This is a genomic window from Streptomyces venezuelae, assembly GCF_008642335.1.
Classification (GTDB): Bacteria; Actinomycetota; Actinomycetes; order Streptomycetales; family Streptomycetaceae; genus Streptomyces; species Streptomyces venezuelae_F.
Window position 1 is genome coordinate 6,619,880 of sequence record NZ_CP029191.1, and the last position, 16,307, is coordinate 6,636,186.

A 16,307-nucleotide genomic window follows, 5' to 3' on the forward strand; every position below is an offset into this window, starting at 1 on the left:
CACAGTAAGGAAGCACCATGGCAGCATCGGCAACCCCTGAAGGCGCCGTCGAGCGCATCGTCATCGAGAACGCCGCGATCGCGACGGTCGACGCCAACGACACCGAGTACGCCTCGGGATACGTGGTCGTCGCCGGGAACAAGATCGAGTCGATCGGCGCCGGCAAGGCCCCCGAGGGCCTGGCGAACGTCGTGCGCCGTGTCGACGCCACCGGCCACCTCGTCACCCCCGGCCTGGTCAACACGCACCACCACTTCTACCAGTGGATCACCCGCGGCCTGGCCACGGACCACAACCTGTTCAACTGGCTGGTGGCGCTGTACCCGACGTGGGCGCGCATCGACGAGCAGATGACGTACGCGGCGGCGCAGGGTTCCCTCGGCATGATGGCCCGCGGCGGCGTCACCACCGCCATGGACCACCACTACGTGTTCCCGCGGGGCTCCGGCGACCTCTCCGGGTCCATCATCCGTGCCGCCTCCGAGATGGGCGTCCGCTTCACCCTGGCCCGCGGTTCCATGGACCGCAGCGAGAAGGACGGCGGCCTGCCGCCGGACTTCGCCGTCGAGACCCTCGAGGGCGCGCTCGCCGCCACCGAGGAGACCGTCAAGAAGCACCACGACGCGTCCTTCGACGCGATGACGCAGGTCGCCGTCGCGCCGTGCTCGCCGTTCTCCGTCTCCACCGAACTCCTCAAGCAGGGCGCCGAGTTGGCCCGCCGCCTGGGCGTGCGTCTGCACACCCACGGCAGCGAGACGGTCGAGGAGGAGAAGTTCTGCCACGAGCTGTTCGGCATGGGTCCGACGGACTACTTCGAGTCCACCGGCTGGCTCGGCGAGGACGTGTGGATGGCGCACTGCGTCCACATGAACGACTCCGACATCGAGGCGTTCGCCCGGACGAAGACCGGTGTCGCCCACTGCCCGTCGTCCAACGCCCGCCTCGCCGCCGGCATCGCCCGCGTCCCCGACATGCTCAAGGCGGGCGTCCCCGTCGGCCTCGGCGTCGACGGCACCGCGTCCAACGAGTCCGGCGAACTCCACACCGAGCTGCGCAACGCCCTGCTGATCAACCGCCTCGGCGCCCACAAGGAAGCCGCCCTCAACGCCCGCCAGGCCCTGCGCCTCGGCACGTACGGCGGCGCGCAGGTCCTCGGCCGCGCCACGCAGATCGGCTCCCTGGAGGCCGGCAAGCTCGCCGACCTGGTCCTGTGGAAGATCGACGGCATCGGGCACGCCTCGATCGCCGACCCGGTGACCGCCATCGTCTTCGGTGCCGCCGCCCCCGTCACGCTCTCCCTCGTCAACGGCAAGCCGGTCGTCGAGAACGGCACCCTGCTGCACGCCGACGAGGACGCCATCGCCCGCTCCACCCGCGAGCAGGCGCAGCGCCTCGCGCGGATCGCCGCCGAGAGCTGAACCCGAGAACTCCGGTCGGGGGGGACGGCCCTCGACCGGACTTGAGCAGCCGAGCGGGCTGCTCAAGTGCCGCCCCGGAACGCGGCCCAACACTTCGCGTTCCCGGGGCGGTCAGCACTACCTGGGCGCATTCCCCACAACTGCATACCGAGCAAGTCCTTGCACCATGCACCACCTCCCAGAAGCGAAAAGTGCCGGCGGCCCCGCCGGGACCGGAAAACAACCGGAGGAGCCACAGTGGCCACTCAGCCCAGGTTCACCAAGCAAGGCACCACCCCGGACCCAGAGACCGACGACGGGTCCATACGCGGCGACGGACCGATACACCCCGTCGACGAGAAACTCCCCGCCCTCAAGATGGCGACGACCGGCCTCCAGCACGTCGCCGCCATGTACGCCGGAGTCGTCGCGCCGCCGCTGATCGTCGGCGCCGCCATCGGCCTCTCGGCCAAGGACCTCACCTTCCTGACCGGCGCCTGCCTCTTCACCGCGGGCCTCGCCACCTTCCTCCAGACCCTCGGCTTCTGGAAGATCGGCGCGCGGCTGCCCTTCGTCAACGGCGTCACGTTCGCCGGTGTCGCCCCGATGATCGCGGTCGTCGAGTCGACCGACAACAAGGACGACGCGCTGCCCATCATCTTCGGCGCGGTGATCGTGGCGGGCATCCTCGGCTTCATCGCCGCCCCGTTCTTCTCGAAGATGATCCGCTTCTTCCCGCCGGTCGTGACCGGCACGGTCATCACCCTCATCGGCATCTCGCTGATGCCGGTCGCCTTCGGCTGGGCACAGGGACCCGTCCCCGGCGCCGACGACTACGGCTCGATGAAGAACCTGGGCCTCGCCGGCATCACCCTCGTCATCGTCCTGCTGCTGCGCCGCTTCACCACCGGGTTCGTGAAGCAGATCGCCGTCCTGCTCGGCCTCGTCCTCGGCACGCTCGTCGCCATCCCGTTCGGCGTCACGGACTTCGGCCCGGTCGGCGACGCGGACGTCGTGGGCTTCCCGACGCCGTTCCACTTCGGCGCCCCGCAGTTCGCGGCCGCCGCGATCGTCTCGCTCTGCGTCGTCATGGTCGTCTCGATGACCGAGTCGACGGCCGACATGCTCGCCCTCGGCGAGATCGTGGACCGTCCCGCCGACGAGAAGACCATCGCCGCCGGTCTGCGCGCCGACACCCTCGGCTCCGCGGTCAGCCCGCTCTTCAACGGCTTCATGTGCAGCGCCTTCGCGCAGAACATCGGCCTGGTCGCGATGACGAAGATCCGCAGCCGGTACGTGGTCGCCGTCGGCGGCGGCTTCCTCGTCCTGATGGGTCTCTGCCCGATGGCCGCCTCGCTCATCGCGGTCGTGCCGCGCCCCGTGCTCGGCGGTGCCGGTGTCGTCCTCTTCGGCTCGGTCGCGGCGAGCGGCATCCAGACGCTGGTCAAGGCGAACCTGGAGAAGGACAACAACGTCCTGATCGTCGCCGTCTCGCTCGCCGTCGGCCTCATCCCGATCGCGGCGCCGGAGTTCTACCACGCGTTCCCGGAGACCGCGAAGATCATCCTCGACTCGGGCATCTCGACGGGCTGTGTGGCCGCCGTGCTCCTGAACCTGGTCTTCAACCACATCGGCAAGGGCCGCGACGAGGACGACGTGACGGCACCGATGGAGCCGGGCGGTGAGATCGCGCAGACGCGCGTGCCGGGCCAGGGCCACGGCCAGAGTGAGGCGGTAGCGCACTGAGGCCCCGGTTACAGCCCCCCCCGCACAGCTACACCGTTCCCTCGCGCGGTCAGGTCCCGCGCGAGGGAACACCCATGTGGTGGCGGAGCCTCAGTCGATGTCCATCGCGTCCTCGCCGCCGCTCTTGACGACCTTGATGACGTTGCCGCCCGCGTCGCACAGCTCGGCGCGGACGACGTACCCCGCCTGGATGCCCTTCCAGAAGATGACTTCCTGCTGTTGGGCGAAGGACGTGGTCCCCAGCGTGTCCACCAGGTCGATCCCACCGGGCGCGTGGATCACGTAACGCCAGCCGCTGCCGTCCGGCTGCCGCGCCCAGTCGGGCACGTACCCGCCCGGCGAACGGGTGGTGCTGACGAACCCCGTCCTCTGCAGCAGCTTCTGATAGTGCCGCAGGCTCGCCGGCAGCTTCTCGTTCCAGGGCTTGAACCCCTTGCCGAGGATCTGGTCCGGCGTCCTGCCGTCCCAGCGGTACAGGGGTTCGTTGTCCTTGCGGTACCGCAGCGGCGGCACCTCGCGGCCCTGCTTCCTGTCCTCGCGCATCGTCTTCACCTTGGCCGGGTCGATGCCGTAGGTGCTCTCACCGAATCCCGCCGCTTCCTGGGGAGTCGGTGTGGTGGAGCGGGGGTGCTTGCCGCGCTCGGCCATGAACGACGGGTAGTCGTACTCGCCGGCCTCCGAGTCGGTGCCCCCGTCCGACAGCTCCTCCGCGTCGGAGAAGTCCAGCCGGTCGATGTCCATGGCGTTCGGGTCCTGCCCGCCCGCGCGCTGCACCACGGCCTCTTCGGTCTGCTGGTGGCCGCAGCCCGCACCGTGCTGGTGCTGCTCCTGCCCCGCGGCCTGCCCGCCCCGGCGGAGCATCTGGACGACTGCGGCGTTGCCCGCCGCGCCCTGCAGTCCGAGAAGCCCCGGGAGCGGGGCGTCCGCGGGGGCGGCGGCTCTGCGGGCCGCGGCCCGCGCTTTCGCGGCGGCGTGCTTTCCGGCGTGGTCGTGGTCGCGCAACGGGACTCCTCCAGGTACAGAGCGACCCACTCTTCCCGTACGACCCCCACCGGCACCAGGGACCGAAGGGCAGCACCGCGTGCAGTCTTCGTGGTCCGCGGGGTCTTCCGCCGCCGGGGCGCACTCCTGATCACTTGACCTCAAGTGCCCTTGAGGTATGAGGATGTGGATCAGGGAAGCCCGCACGGGGCGTCCCACTCCAGACCTCCACGGGGAGCCGTCATGCGTACCGAGTCGTCCACTGTTCAGGCTGCCGACATCGCCGCGATCCGCCGAGTCGTCGCGGACGCGAGCGAGTTCCAGAACGACGTCGAGCGTTTCCTTCCCCTGTTCACCGCCGACACCACCGTCGTGAACTTCGGCGGGCGCCGCGTCGTCGGGCGGGACACGCTGGAGGAGGCGATGCGGCAGGCGCTGGCTTCGCCGCTCGCCGACGTCGTCACCACGGTCGAGGAGGAGGACATCCGCTTCGTCCGGGACGACGTGGCGATCGTGGCGAGCATCAAGCGGGTCTCCGACGGGCGGCGGCCGGGGGCCGACGGTGAGGCGGTCACCCCGCTGCCGGCCTCCGCGGGACGCCTCACGCACGTGCTGGTGAAGGAGGACGGGACCTGGCGGATCACGTCCTCCCAGACCACCCCGATCCTCGGCTGAGAGTGGGGCGGGTGGCCGTCGTCAGGGGTGGCCGCCGTCAGGGGTGGTCGTACCAGGAGAACGCGGCGATCCGCCAGCCCTCCGGCGTGCGGACGAACTGCATCGTCTTCGTGCCGCCGCCCTCGAACGGCTCGCCGTCCATGACGCCCGCCTTCGCGTACTCGCCGAACCGGCACGCGATGTCGCCGACGACGTCGGTGCGTTCCGAGACCTCCCACTCGGCGAACTCGACGAGGCGCCCGTCGGCGAGCAGCCGCTCGCGGGGCTCGATGAACTCCTCCACGGTGTAGGCCGCGTACTGCGGGCCCGTCACGACGATCACGCCGCCGGGCAGCATGAGCCGACGGATCCTGGCGACGTCCGCGGCCTTGCCGCCGCGATTGTCGAAGGCCCCGAAGAACTCGGCGGTCAGTGCGTCGATTTCGGCCTTGGAGTGCTCGGCGGAGTGCTCGGCCGCGGGTATCTCGATCTCGGACATGCCGGGACCGTAACACCGCCTACCGCCCGCAGACCGAAGCGGAGTTGACCGAGCCGCCCGCGTTCTCGTCGTCCGTGCCGAGCAGGGCCTTGCCACCGGAGCCCGGCAGGCACTCGACCGCCTCGATCTTGACGCCCTTGAACTTACGCACCACCGCAGGTGACTTGGAGACGGACAGCCGCACCTTGCCGGACCGGCTCACCGTGAGCTCGCCCGCGTTCAGGACCGCCGAGGCGAAGGGGCCGTCGTCGCCCGCGTCGGACGCCGAGCTGATCACGAGGCGGCCCGACGGGGTGACGGAGATGTCCGAGGCGTGCCGGACGTCACCGGTCGGCCAGGGGGCGCGGAGCCGGGCCGTGGTGACCGGGCCGAAGTCGGCCTCGCCGTACTCGTTGAAGGAGAACGGCGCGGCGCGCAGCGTCGCCGGACGCTTCTCGCCGGCTCCCCGGTCCGCCCAGACCGCCGCGAGCTTTCCGTGCCGCGAGGTCAGCGCGAAGCTCTCGTAGTCGTCGCCGTCGGCGATCGCGGGGAGCGGGGAGGTGTCGAGGACCTGGATGTCGGGGCCGGTCACCTTCAGGTGGTAGACGAGCCCGCGGCTGGACAGCGCCATGTACTCGTCGCGGGCGCCCGGCACCGCCTCTATCGCCTCCAGGTCGATGGGTTCGGCGGTTCCCTTCCAGGTGAGCGGTTCGACGGAGGCGGGGGCCGAGCGGTCGGCGCCGGGCGCGTGCGTCAGCCGCGCCAAGCGGTTCTCGCCGGGCTTCTTGTTGTCGCGCACGACGACGGCGTCCGTCCCTCCCTGCCGCCGGCCGCCACTCGTGACGGCGAGCCCGCTGATGCCCGACTTGATGTCGTCGCCGACCTTCTGCCAGCCGCCGCCCGGGGCGTGCGCCGCGGACGCCGTGAGGCCACCGGCCGACAGGAGGGCGGCGGTAGCGGTCAGCACGGTCGTGGTCGTACGGAGGAACATGGGGATCTCTCACCTCGGTGCAGGTAGACGCGCGTAGACGGGGAGTTGGCCGGGACCGTACCCAGGTCGACGCGCAAGAGGCAAGAGGTGAGGAAGGTGCGCGGGACGCCTTGGGCGTCCCGCGCGTCCGGCCTAGCCGATGTGGTACGGGTCGCCGTAGACCTTCCAGTCCAGCGGCGGGTCCAGATTCAGGTTCCGCTTCTTCAGGAAGACGCGTTGTGCCGTGTCGACCCGGCTGGTGTCCTCGTGGGCCTCCTCCTGCTTCATCGCCCAGACGCGCGCGTCGAGGAAGGCGTTCAGGTACGTCACCTCGTCGCCGCCCTGGGCCGGCGGCTTGGCCGAACGCAGGGCGCGCTTGCGGATGTTGCGGAAGCTGGTGGAGTCGCCGCCGTCACCGTGCATGACGATGGCGTCGTAGTAACAGAACTGGCCGAGCGTGCCGATGCCGTCCGCCTTGCCCTGCTTGACGGCGGGGTTGAAGTAGACCCGGTCGCGCTCGTCGTTCTGCGCCTTGCGGAACTCCGCGTCCGTGTCGGCGGCCCGCTCCCAGTCGCGCTTGAAGTTCGGGTCGAGCCCGTCGTGCGAGTCGGTGCCGTCGACCCGGCGCAGCGCGGGCAGGTACTTGGCGAGGATGTTGCCCGGCTTGCGCTGCGTGTAGAGCTCGACGAGGTCGAGCATGTCGCCGGTGCCGGAGCAGAACCCGATGATGCCCGCGGTGTAGCCGCGGCCGTCGTCGATGTCCTCGCAGTACCGGTACTGCTTCTTCCATTCGAGCGAGGAGTTCTCCGCGCTGCAGACGATCTGCATCGCGATCTCCTTCTTCGCCGGGTCGTCGAGGCCGCCCGCCGTGATGAGGGAGGAGAACGGCGTGGCCGCGCCCGCCGACTGCGTGGCGAGGAGCGGACCCGCGACGGCCGCCGCGCCGATGAAGGCGAGCAGCGTGCGACGGGAGGTTTCGGTGGTGCGCGGGCGTATGGGGCGGTGGGGGGTTTCCACGGGGGCCTCCAGATGGGGGAGTTCACGTGCCGCGTACTGTTAGGAAGGTTTCCTACCAGAGATCTGGGGTGACGTATACCCGTCAAGACACGATGAGCCGAGGATTCCGAATGGCCGGACATCGCTCTGTGCGCCGGGCCCATTGGTCCATACGATCCCCTCGCTCACGCATTCCGCTCCAGGCACCCGCACCGCGTTCCACGCACACAGGCACTTCTCCAACCCCCCTCCTCAGTAAAGGAACGGAGAACCATGGCCGGTGCACTGCTGCTGGGCGGCGCCGTCGCGGCGCTGTTCGGTTCGACTCTCCCCGCGCAGGACACGATGTCGATCCTCGATCCGCCCCCGGACAAGATCGTGATCGAGATCGCCACGGTGAACGGTTCCGGCTGCCCCAGGGGCACCGCGGCCGTCGCCGTCTCCCAGGACAACACGGCCTTCACCGTGACCTACAGCGACTACCTCGCCAAGGCGGGCGCGGGCGCGGACCCCACCGCGTTCCGCCGCAACTGCCAGCTCAACCTGATCGTGCACGTCCCCTCGGGCTTCACGTACGCGATCGCGAGCGCGGACTACCGCGGCTACGCCTCGCTCCAGCCCGGCGCCAAGGGCACGGAGAAGGCGTCGTACTACTTCCAGGGCTCGCCCCAGACGGCCGCGATCAGCCATGAGTTCAAGGGCGTCTACAACGACAACTGGCAGGCGACCGACACGACGGACTGGGCGCAGCTCGTGTGGGCGCCGTGCGGCGTGAAACGGAACTTCAACATCAACACGGAGCTGCGGGTCGATCTGGGGACGTCCGACCCCGCGAAGTCGAGCTTCATGACGATGGACTCGACGGACGGCGACATCAGCACGATCTACCACATGGCGTGGAAGGAGTGCCCTCGCGCCTGAGGGCCTGTCACCGGGTCAGGGCGGCGTCCCCGCGCCGGACGCCCTTGCCGGCCGGTGCCCCCTCCGGGGTGAACGGCCGGTGGAAGGTGAAGGCGTGCGGCGCGGGGTCGCCGTCGCGGAGGTACTCCAGCGCGGACACCCCGTCCTGCCAGGTGGGCGCCGCGTCGTCGGAGACCCACCAGAGCACGTGGTTCGGGTGGCCCGTCCGCTCGAACCAGTCGTACCGCCGGTTCAGCGCCGTGCGGTGCAGGCCGGTGTAGAGGGCGTCGAAGGCGGGGCGCAGCCCGGTCCAGAGCGACAGGGTCGCCGCCAGGGCGGTGGTCTCCGGCGTGCGGCCCTTGTCGTACCAGGCGGGTACGGCGAACTCGCCCCACGCGCCCCAGTCCGCCCCGAAGAGCTTGCCCCGGTCGTCGCCCGCCGGCTCGGCGTGCGCGAGGTAACCGGGGTGCCGGGCGATCTGCTGGTAGACGGTCCCGCCGATGTCGTAGAACTCGCGCGTCCGGGGTGACGTGTCGGCGAGCGGGGTCTTCAGGACGCCGAAGGTGTACAGAGCAAGCTGGGGCACGCATCTCTCCCTGGTTGAGGACCAGGTGAAGGTAGCCGTCTGCGCGGGCAAAGTCGACGTTGCGTTTCACCGCCGCAAATGCCCTCAGTTGCCTTCGAGATGGGCCCGTACCTTTGCTGCGATTTTGTACGTGTTTCCCTTCGGCCGGGTCGCCAGGCGTCCCGGGTCCTTGATCCAGGCCTCCTCCACCGCGAACCAGTCGATCTCTTCCGGCGCACGGCCCTCCGCGAGGGCGGCCCGCAGCGCTGTGAAGTACCGCTCCCAGCGCAGCCGGTACAGCCCGCCCACGAGCCCCGCCCACTCGCGGTTCGCGTAGTCGCGCAGTCCGGCGTCGGCGCCGGAGCGCGTGCCCCACACGGTGAGCAGGGTCAGCTGGTCGTACGCGAGCCGGTCCCGTTCCGCCGCGTCGGCACCCCACGCGCGGGCGTCCGCGACCCAACGCCCGAGCAGATGCCGGGAGTCGGTGGCCACCAGCCGTTCGAGCAGGTCCATCAGGGTGAGCCACTCGCGGGTGAGGCGGTCGAAACGGGCGGCGTCCCCGGCGTCGTACGCCTCCTTGACGCGCGGCAGCAGGACACGGCTGCGGTTGGAGAGGGCCTGCCGGGCGACGTCGAGCAGGTCGCGGCGGTACGCGGACGAGTCCCGCAACTCAGGGCGCACCGTCAGGAGTTCGCCGAGCGCGGGCTCGAAGTCCGCCGCCTCGTACCGCAGCTTCTTCGGCGACCAGGCAGCCGCCGACTTCGCGGAGAGGTCGGGCCGGGCCCCGAAGAGCCCGTCGGCGCCCTCGGCCCACTCGTCGGCGCGGGTCGTTCCGTAGGCCGTACGGCGAAGGGTGTCCCAGGCGGCCTCGGCGTGCGGGTCGGCGGCACCGTATCGCGAAGTGGACCACTCCTTGAACCATGACGTCAGGTCCAAGTCGCCGTCGCTCCAGGCCAGTTCCGAGAAGAGTTCGAAGGCGGCCGGGTTGTTGTCGGCGGCCTCCGGCATCAGGGAGATGCCGCGCAGCGTGCTGCCCTTCCTGGTGCGCCACTTCTCGTACAGGGCGGCCCAGTCGGGAGTGTTGGCGCCCAGGGTCGTGTGGCCGCCGAAGTTCCAGATGGAGCCGAAGGTGTAGGGCGTCGAGCCCCAGTCGGACTCGCGGTCGGTGATGTGCGGGAAGCGGTCGGAGAGACCGTCGACGACGAGCATCCGCTCCTTGTCGACGGCGTCGGTGATGGCCTTCGGCGGATTGTGCTGCCAGCCGAGGATCACCCAGGTGGCGCCCGGGTGGGCGGCCCGCAACGCCTTCTCGACGCCCTTCGCCGCGTCGCCGACGGGGACGTCGCCGGGCTTGCCGCCCTCGTGGAGCAGGTCCATCTTGTACATCGTGGTCGGTCCGTACAGCTCGTCCTGCGCGCGGTAGAACGCGGCGGCGACGCGCGCGAAATGGCCGGTGCGCGGATCCAGCCACTCCGGCCGCGCGAACCCCACCCAGTCGCCCTGCGGAACGGTCCGCGCGCCCGGGTTCTTCTTCTCGAAGTCCGGCGGCACGGTCCCGAACCAGCCCGGAAGCACCGGCGTCATGCCGAGGTCCCGCAGCCGGTCGCAGATGCGGCGCCCCAGCCTGGCGCGGGCGTCGAGCAGCTGCCGGGAGACCGGGTGCGGGAACGACGACATGTTCTGCAGGAGCCACCACGGCTGGTGGGCGGGCCCCGGTATCCACGCCCGCAGTTCGGCGTCCGTGTACCCGAACTCCTGGAAGGCGCGGTGATGGACGGCGTCCGCGCCCGCGTACACGAGGACTTCGTTGTAGCCGTGGAGCGCGAGCACGTCGATCTCGTGCTCCCAGTACTCCCAGTCGGCATACGCGCCCGTGTACCCGTCGTTGGTGTCGTTGAGGACGAAGCGGTGCGGGGTGTTGGCCGCCCCGGCGAGGGGTGCGGCGGGCGCGGGGAGCCGGTCCGGGAGGTGATCGGTGCGGCTGCCCGCCCAGGTGATGTTGGCGTGTGTGACGTGTTTCAAGTAGTGGCGCAGGCCCGTGAGCTGGGTGCTTGGGGTGGTCCCTGTGACGGTGATGCGACCGCGGCGGCCGGTGACCCGGAAGGAGTCCTCGGCGCCCGCCTTCTCGGACGCGGTTCTGAACTCGATCTGGCCCCAGTGGCGGGGGAGCAGACGCCGGGCGGCCTCGGCGGCGGCGGTGCGGCTCGGGGCGCGGGCCGCGCCGGACGCGGGGGAGTGAGGGGTGACGCCGTCGGCCGGTGTGCCGGAACAGGAGACGGCCGCGACGCCGGCGGTCCCGGCGAGGCCGGTGAGGAAGGTGCGGCGGGGCAGGGGCATACGGGCTCCGTCGGTCGGGTGATGCCGCCGGAGCAACTCCTGCCCGGAGAGTTTGTGGCGAAACGGGTCTCAAGTCCCTCGGATCAGGGACTTCAGGCCACGTTCGTAAGGACCAACAGCGGGCACGTTGCCTCACCGGGGTTGGCAATGTTGATCGACGACGTCCACCCCGACGGACCCGTGTGCCGAGAGAGAGTGACTGACCGAGTGAGCGCGCCCGAAGCACCTGAAACACCGGCACCGCCGGCTCCCGAAGCCGTGGCACGGCACCGGGCGCTCTTCCGGGCGATCCACCGCCGCAAGAACCCGCGCCTGCGCCAGACGGACATCACCGTCACCGAGGAAGCCCAGGTCAAGCGCGCGGTGAAGGCGACCGCGCTGGGCAACGCGATGGAGTGGTACGACTTCGGTGTCTACGCGTACCTCGCCGTCATCATCGGCAAGGAGTTCTTCCCGTCCGGGAACGACACCGCGCAGACCCTCTCCTCCCTCGCGACCTTCGCCGCGGCGTTCCTCGTGCGCCCCATCGGCGGCATGTTCTTCGGCCCGCTCGGCGACCGCGTGGGCCGCAAGAAGATCCTCGCCCTCACCATGATCATGATGTCGACGGCGACGCTGGCGATCGGCCTGATCCCGAGCTACGCGTCGATCGGGGTCTGGGCGCCGGTCCTCCTCGTCCTCTGCCGCATGGTGCAGGGCTTCTCGACGGGCGGCGAGTACGGGGGTGCCGCGACGTTCATCGCGGAGTACGCGCCCGACAAGCGCCGCGGCTTCTGGGGTTCGTTCCTGGAGTTCGGCACGCTGATCGGCTACACGGTCGCCGCGGTCCTCGTCACCGCGCTCACCGCGGGGCTCAGCGACGACGCCATGCAGTCGTGGGGCTGGCGCATCCCGTTCCTGGTGGCGGCGCCGCTCGGCCTCATCGGCCTCTACCTGCGGATGAAGCTCGACGAGTCGCCCGCGTTCCAGAAGATGGAGGAGGGCGGACCGGCCGCCGAGCGCGACAAGAAGTCGTTCAAGGAGTCCTTCTTCGGCCAGTGGCGCGCGATGCTGCTGTGCATCGCGCTGGTCGCGGCGTTCAACATCACCGACTACATGCTCCTGTCGTACATGCCGACGTACCTCACGCAGCTGGGCTTCGGCGAGACCGGCGGTCTGATGTCGATCGTCATCGTCATGCTGATCCTGATGGCGCTGATCAACTCCGTCGGCCGCCTCTCCGACCGCATCGGCCGCAAGCCGGTCCTCATGGCGGGCTCGATCGGCTTCTTCGTCCTCGCGTTCCCCGCGTTCCTCCTCATCAAGCAGGGCGGAACGGTCGCGGTCTTCGCGGGCCTGCTGATCCTCGGCCTCTCTCTGGTCTGCTACCTGGGCGTCATGTCCTCGTCGCTGCCGGCCCTCTTCCCGACGGACGTGCGCTACGGCTCGCTCTCCATCGGCTTCAACATCTCCGTCTCGCTCTTCGGCGGTACGACTCCGCTGGTCGTGGCCGCGCTGATCGGCGCGACCGGCAACGACCTGATGCCCGCGTTCTACACGATGCTCGCCGGACTCGTCGGCATCATCGCGGTCGCCGCGATGAAGGAGACCGCCCGCAAGCCGCTGGAGGGCTCGCCTCCGTCGGTGGCGACGGACGAGGAGGCGCGGGAGCTGGTGGAGACGCAGCGGGTGTCCTGACGTACGTACGTCAGCTCTTCACCTCCAGGGTGGCGATGGCCTCGGCCAGCCACGCCTTCTCCTCCGTGCCGGTGGCGCGCGCGATGCGCAGCATCCCCTGGCGGAAGAGGTCCGGTGCCTCTTCCGCCCGCACGGGTTTCCCGTCGCGGTAGAAGAAGCTGGCGGGGGTGGACAGGAACGCCTGCCGACGGCGGAGGACGGCGGCCTGTTCGGCCGGGTCCGGAAGGTGGCGCAGAAACGCGAGGAGCGTGAAGAAGCGCTGCCCGTCCGTGATCTCCACGTCCTTGGGTTCGCGCAGCCGGGCTAGCAGCCGCGTGCGCCCGGCGTCGGTGAGGGAGAGGACCCGGCGGGGCGCGGCGCTGCTGCCGGGTTCGATGCGTTGGTCGATGTACCCCGCCGCCGTGAGCCGGCTGATCGCCGGATAGAGCGCGCCGTCGCTCACGGGCCGGATGTGCCCGTTCAGGTCCTGGATACGAGCCTTCAGCTCATACCCGTGCAGGGGCTCCTCGCGCAGGAACCCGAGAATCGCCAACTCCAGCATGAGCGATGCCCTTTCACCCTTGTACGTTCCGTGCCGGTGATGCTATCTCTTTTCGCGGTACCTCGTTTCGAGGTTCGGGGGAGGGGATGGGGCATGGGCCCGACGGAACATCGACGCCGACTGGTGTCGCTCGCGCTGCCGGTCTACGGCGAGCTGCTCGCGGGAGTGGCGGCCGGGATCATCAACATGGTCTGGGTGGCCGGGCTCGGCGGGGACGCGGTGGCCGCGGTGGCCGTCGCGACGAACATCGAGAACGTGCTGCTCGGCGTGATCCTCATGGCGGGCTCCGGTACGACCGTGCGGTTGGCGCGTGCGCGGGGGGCGGGGGACGTGGTGGCGGAGCGCTCGGCCGTGCGGGGCGGCTGGGTGCTGTGGGCGCTGATCACGCCGGTCGTCGCGGTCGGCGGCTACGTCTGCCGGGAGCGACTGGCCGGGTGGGTCCTCGGCGAGGACGGCGGCGCCTCCGTGCGCCTCGCCACGGAGTACTTCGCGATCGCGCTGCCGGGCATGGCGGTCTACTTCGCCACGAACGTGGTCGACGGAATCCTGAAGGGGTCGGGGGACACGCGTACCCCGATGCGGCTCGCGTTGCTGTCCAATGGGCTGATCCTCGTCCTGGACCCGGTCCTGATCCTCGGCTGCGACCTGGGCGTGCGGGGCGCGGCGATCGCCACGGTGACCGGCCGCTCGGCGGCGCTGATCTGCGGTCTGCTGGTGCTGCGGCCGTCGCTGCGGCCGTCAGGTCTGCGGGTCCGCGCCCTCGCCGGGGACGCGCGTCGGACGGCGGCGATCGGTCTGCCCATGTCCGCCGACTTCGTCGTCCGCATGACGGGCACGTTGGCGCTGGTCGCGGTCGTGGCCCGGATCGGCGTGGACGAGGTCGCCGCGTACGGCATCGCGACGAAGGCGACGTACGTCGCGACGATGGCGTTCTACTCCGTGCGCCAGGCGGCCGCGATCCACACGGCCCACCTGCTGGGCGCGGGCCGGGACGAACGGAGGGCCGTTGCCCGTGAGGCGCTGCGCATCGCCGGTGCGGCCGGTTCGACTGCGGCGGTGGTGCTGCTCGCCGCCGCGCCCTGGGTCATGCGGGGGTTCGGGGCGGAGGGCGCGGTGGCGGATGCGGGCGTGTTGTACCTGCGATGCCTCGGTCCGTACCTGGTGCTGCTCGCCTGCTTCATCGGCGTGGCCGGGGTCTACGAGGGGAGCGGCAGCAGCCCGGCGCTGGCCCGCATCACGACGGGCGGTGTCGTGGTCCAACTGGGCTTGGCGTACGCCCTGTTGGACCACGGCCTTCCCGGCATCTGTGCGGCGATGGCATTCGCGGTGGCTCTGCAATGCGCGGCGCTGACGCGCGTCAGCGGAGGGAGGCGTACGCGACGAACTCCGTCCAGGCGCGGGGGGAAAGGGCGAGTTGGGGGCCGTCGGGGTTCTTGGAGTCGCGTACGTGGAGGGTAGTGGGGCAGGGGGCGATCTCTACGCAGTCGTCTCCCGAACCGCTGCTGTAACTGGATTTGCGCCAATCCGGCGCCACTTCCACGCAGTTGTCACCATCGCCGCTGCTGTAGCTGCTCTTGAACCAGGCCAGTTCGGGGGTGCTCATGCCGCTCCTCGCATTCGCTTCAGCAGGCTCACCGAGTCCTCGAACGTGAGAGCCTGTGCGCGCATCCTGGCATACCGCATCTGGAGAACGCTGACCTCATGCGGATTGGAGATGAATTGGCCGAAGCGCTGTCCCTCGGAGTACGCGCACCACTTATGCTCCGGGGTCTCAAGTAGGCAGATGGGGCCGTGCAGCCCAGCGTGGCTTTCCCTCACCACCGGCATGACCTGAACCTCGATGTTGCGGCGCTCGGCAAGACCAAGAACGTGGTCGATGAGTTCCATGGTGACTTCATGCCCGCCCACGCGACGCAGGAACAAATGTTCCTCAAGGATGAAGCTGTACGCCGTGTTCGGCCGCTCCGTGAGAAGCTGTTGGCGCTCGATACGCGCCTCAAGTTGCGCCTCGACCTGATCGTCCCCCAGCGGTGGAAGTTGATTGACGAATAGCGTCCGTGCGTATGCCCTGGTCTGCAACAAGCCGGGCAGCGACCGGCACTCATACGTCGACAGCGCCACTGCCTCCTTTTCCAGCCGTGCCCACTGGCGGAACCAGGACGCCAACCCCCGTTGCCGCGACAGCTGGTTCGCCGCCAGCCTCAGCGTCCCGAACGCGTCCAGCGCCATCTCGCACTGGTCGACGAAGCGGGGCGGCGGAAAGCGGCGGCCTTGCTCGACGGAGGCGATGAAATGGGCCGAGTAGCCGATTTCGGGGGCCAGGGACTCCTGCGTGTACCCGGCGCGCTTGCGGAAGCTCTTCAGGACGGCACCGAAGGCCTTGAGGCCATCGGTCGGTTCGGGCTCATTACTGCTCGTCGTACTTGACGACATCACGGGTATCCCCTGACGCTCGGCTATCGGTCTGCGCCAACGCGCCCATGCTCACGTTCCGTCACCCGTACTGTCCACCCTTCGCACTCGTACAATTACGCAGCGTACGAGTTTCGTGCCTGGTGTACTCGCCCGCGTACGGCCACCGTTGCCGCCATGTCGACGCAAGCGCGCCCCGCCGCCGCACCCCGCACCTTCGCGCAACGCTTCAGTCCCACGCCTCGGGGCGCCCGCCTCGCAAGGAGGTTGACCAGGTACCACCTGGACGGCTGGGGCATCGCGTACGACACCGAACTCTCCGACGCCGCCGAGGCGATCGTCGCCGAGCTCGCGGCGAACGCCGTGACCCACGGTCGCGTACCGGGCCGCGACTTCGAGCTCGGATTGACGCTGCGCGCCGACACGCTGCGTATCGAGGTCGCCGACGCGCGCGCGGACGTCGTCTCGCACGTCGCGCGCAAGTCCGCGGGCGTCGAAGGGGAGTCGGGGCGGGGACTCGTGATCGTCGCCGCGCTCGCCACCGAGTGGGGCGTGGCCGGACGCAAGGTCGGCAAGACGGTGTGGGCGGAGCTCAACACGCAGGGCCACGAACGGAGTTAACCGCGCGTACATTCGGGCGGGGTGTTACCCGA

Annotated in this window: 16 protein-coding genes; 7 read left to right on the forward strand and 9 right to left on the reverse strand. The window is 69.9% G+C overall.

The annotated features are described in order from the left end of the window. The first annotated feature begins 17 nt into the window (after positions 1–17). Positions 18–1,418: an 8-oxoguanine deaminase gene (locus DEJ49_RS29570; protein ID WP_150186928.1), complete on the forward strand. Its 1,401-nt coding sequence runs from the start codon at positions 18–20 to the stop codon at positions 1,416–1,418. 357 nt (positions 1,419–1,775) lie between these two features. Beyond that, positions 1,776–3,143 (forward strand): nucleobase:cation symporter-2 family protein, encoded by a 1,368-nt coding sequence (locus tag DEJ49_RS29575; protein WP_150188553.1) that lies wholly within the window; start codon positions 1,776–1,778, stop codon positions 3,141–3,143. 90 nt (positions 3,144–3,233) lie between these two features. Here the strand turns inward: DEJ49_RS29575 and DEJ49_RS36580 are convergent, their stop codons facing one another. Next, complete coding sequence (locus DEJ49_RS36580) at positions 3,234–4,145, reverse strand: hypothetical protein (protein ID WP_223833039.1); 912 nt, start codon at positions 4,143–4,145, stop codon at positions 3,234–3,236. A gap of 222 nt (positions 4,146–4,367) precedes the next feature. Here DEJ49_RS36580 and DEJ49_RS29585 point away from each other — a divergent pair, with 222 nt between their 5' ends. Further along, positions 4,368–4,799: an SgcJ/EcaC family oxidoreductase gene (locus DEJ49_RS29585; RefSeq protein ID WP_150186929.1), complete on the forward strand. Its 432-nt coding sequence runs from the start codon at positions 4,368–4,370 to the stop codon at positions 4,797–4,799. 37 nt (positions 4,800–4,836) lie between these two features. On the opposite strand, the gene DEJ49_RS29590 is transcribed toward DEJ49_RS29585, so the two are convergent. From DEJ49_RS29590 to DEJ49_RS29600, 3 genes are all read right to left on the reverse strand, one after another. Then, on the reverse strand, positions 4,837–5,277 hold the full coding sequence (locus tag DEJ49_RS29590; RefSeq protein WP_150186930.1) for a nuclear transport factor 2 family protein: 441 nt from the start codon (positions 5,275–5,277) through the stop codon (positions 4,837–4,839). A 19-nt stretch (positions 5,278–5,296) separates the two neighbouring features. Next, on the reverse strand, positions 5,297–6,247 hold the full coding sequence (locus DEJ49_RS29595; RefSeq protein ID WP_150186931.1) for a hypothetical protein: 951 nt from the start codon (positions 6,245–6,247) through the stop codon (positions 5,297–5,299). Between the two features lie 132 nt (positions 6,248–6,379). Continuing rightward, positions 6,380–7,243, reverse strand: a complete 864-nt coding sequence (locus DEJ49_RS29600) for a chitosanase (protein ID WP_223833040.1) — start codon at positions 7,241–7,243, stop codon at positions 6,380–6,382. Positions 7,244–7,495: 252 nt separating this feature from the next. Here DEJ49_RS29600 and DEJ49_RS29605 point away from each other — a divergent pair, with 252 nt between their 5' ends. Further along, entirely contained in the window at positions 7,496–8,143 is a 648-nt protein-coding gene (locus DEJ49_RS29605; RefSeq protein ID WP_150186933.1) for a DUF4360 domain-containing protein, read from the forward strand. A gap of 7 nt (positions 8,144–8,150) precedes the next feature. On the opposite strand, the gene DEJ49_RS29610 is transcribed toward DEJ49_RS29605, so the two are convergent. Both DEJ49_RS29610 and DEJ49_RS29615 read right to left on the reverse strand, forming a co-directional pair. Beyond that, positions 8,151–8,708: a DUF3291 domain-containing protein gene (locus DEJ49_RS29610; protein WP_150186934.1), complete on the reverse strand. Its 558-nt coding sequence runs from the start codon at positions 8,706–8,708 to the stop codon at positions 8,151–8,153. An 84-nt stretch (positions 8,709–8,792) separates the two neighbouring features. After that, on the reverse strand, positions 8,793–11,024 hold the full coding sequence (locus tag DEJ49_RS29615) for an alpha-N-acetylglucosaminidase (protein ID WP_150186935.1): 2,232 nt from the start codon (positions 11,022–11,024) through the stop codon (positions 8,793–8,795). Between the two features lie 147 nt (positions 11,025–11,171). Here DEJ49_RS29615 and proP point away from each other — a divergent pair, with 147 nt between their 5' ends. Beyond that, entirely contained in the window at positions 11,172–12,701 is a 1,530-nt protein-coding gene (gene proP, locus DEJ49_RS29620) for a glycine betaine/L-proline transporter ProP (RefSeq protein WP_150186936.1), read from the forward strand. 10 nt (positions 12,702–12,711) lie between these two features. On the opposite strand, the gene DEJ49_RS29625 is transcribed toward proP, so the two are convergent. Continuing rightward, positions 12,712–13,242 (reverse strand): PadR family transcriptional regulator, encoded by a 531-nt coding sequence (locus DEJ49_RS29625; RefSeq protein WP_150186937.1) that lies wholly within the window; start codon positions 13,240–13,242, stop codon positions 12,712–12,714. A 93-nt stretch (positions 13,243–13,335) separates the two neighbouring features. On the opposite strand from DEJ49_RS29625, the gene DEJ49_RS29630 reads away from it, so the two are divergent. After that, positions 13,336–14,700 carry an MATE family efflux transporter gene (locus tag DEJ49_RS29630; protein WP_150186938.1) on the forward strand — a complete coding sequence of 455 codons (1,365 nt, stop codon included), beginning with the start codon at positions 13,336–13,338 and terminating at the stop codon, positions 14,698–14,700. Here DEJ49_RS29630 and DEJ49_RS29635 read toward each other — a convergent pair. Further along, positions 14,600–14,845, reverse strand: coding sequence for a DUF397 domain-containing protein (locus tag DEJ49_RS29635; protein ID WP_150186939.1), 246 nt, complete (start codon positions 14,843–14,845; stop codon positions 14,600–14,602). The two genes, DEJ49_RS29630 and DEJ49_RS29635, sit on opposite strands and share 101 nt — an antisense overlap. Then, complete coding sequence (locus DEJ49_RS29640) at positions 14,842–15,675, reverse strand: helix-turn-helix domain-containing protein (RefSeq protein ID WP_150186940.1); 834 nt, start codon at positions 15,673–15,675, stop codon at positions 14,842–14,844. Before DEJ49_RS29640 ends, DEJ49_RS29635 begins: the two co-directional genes overlap by 4 nt. A 156-nt stretch (positions 15,676–15,831) precedes the next feature. Here DEJ49_RS29640 and DEJ49_RS29645 point away from each other — a divergent pair, with 156 nt between their 5' ends. After that, positions 15,832–16,275 (forward strand): ATP-binding protein, encoded by a 444-nt coding sequence (locus DEJ49_RS29645; protein WP_150186941.1) that lies wholly within the window; start codon positions 15,832–15,834, stop codon positions 16,273–16,275. The last annotated feature ends 32 nt before the right edge of the window (positions 16,276–16,307 follow it).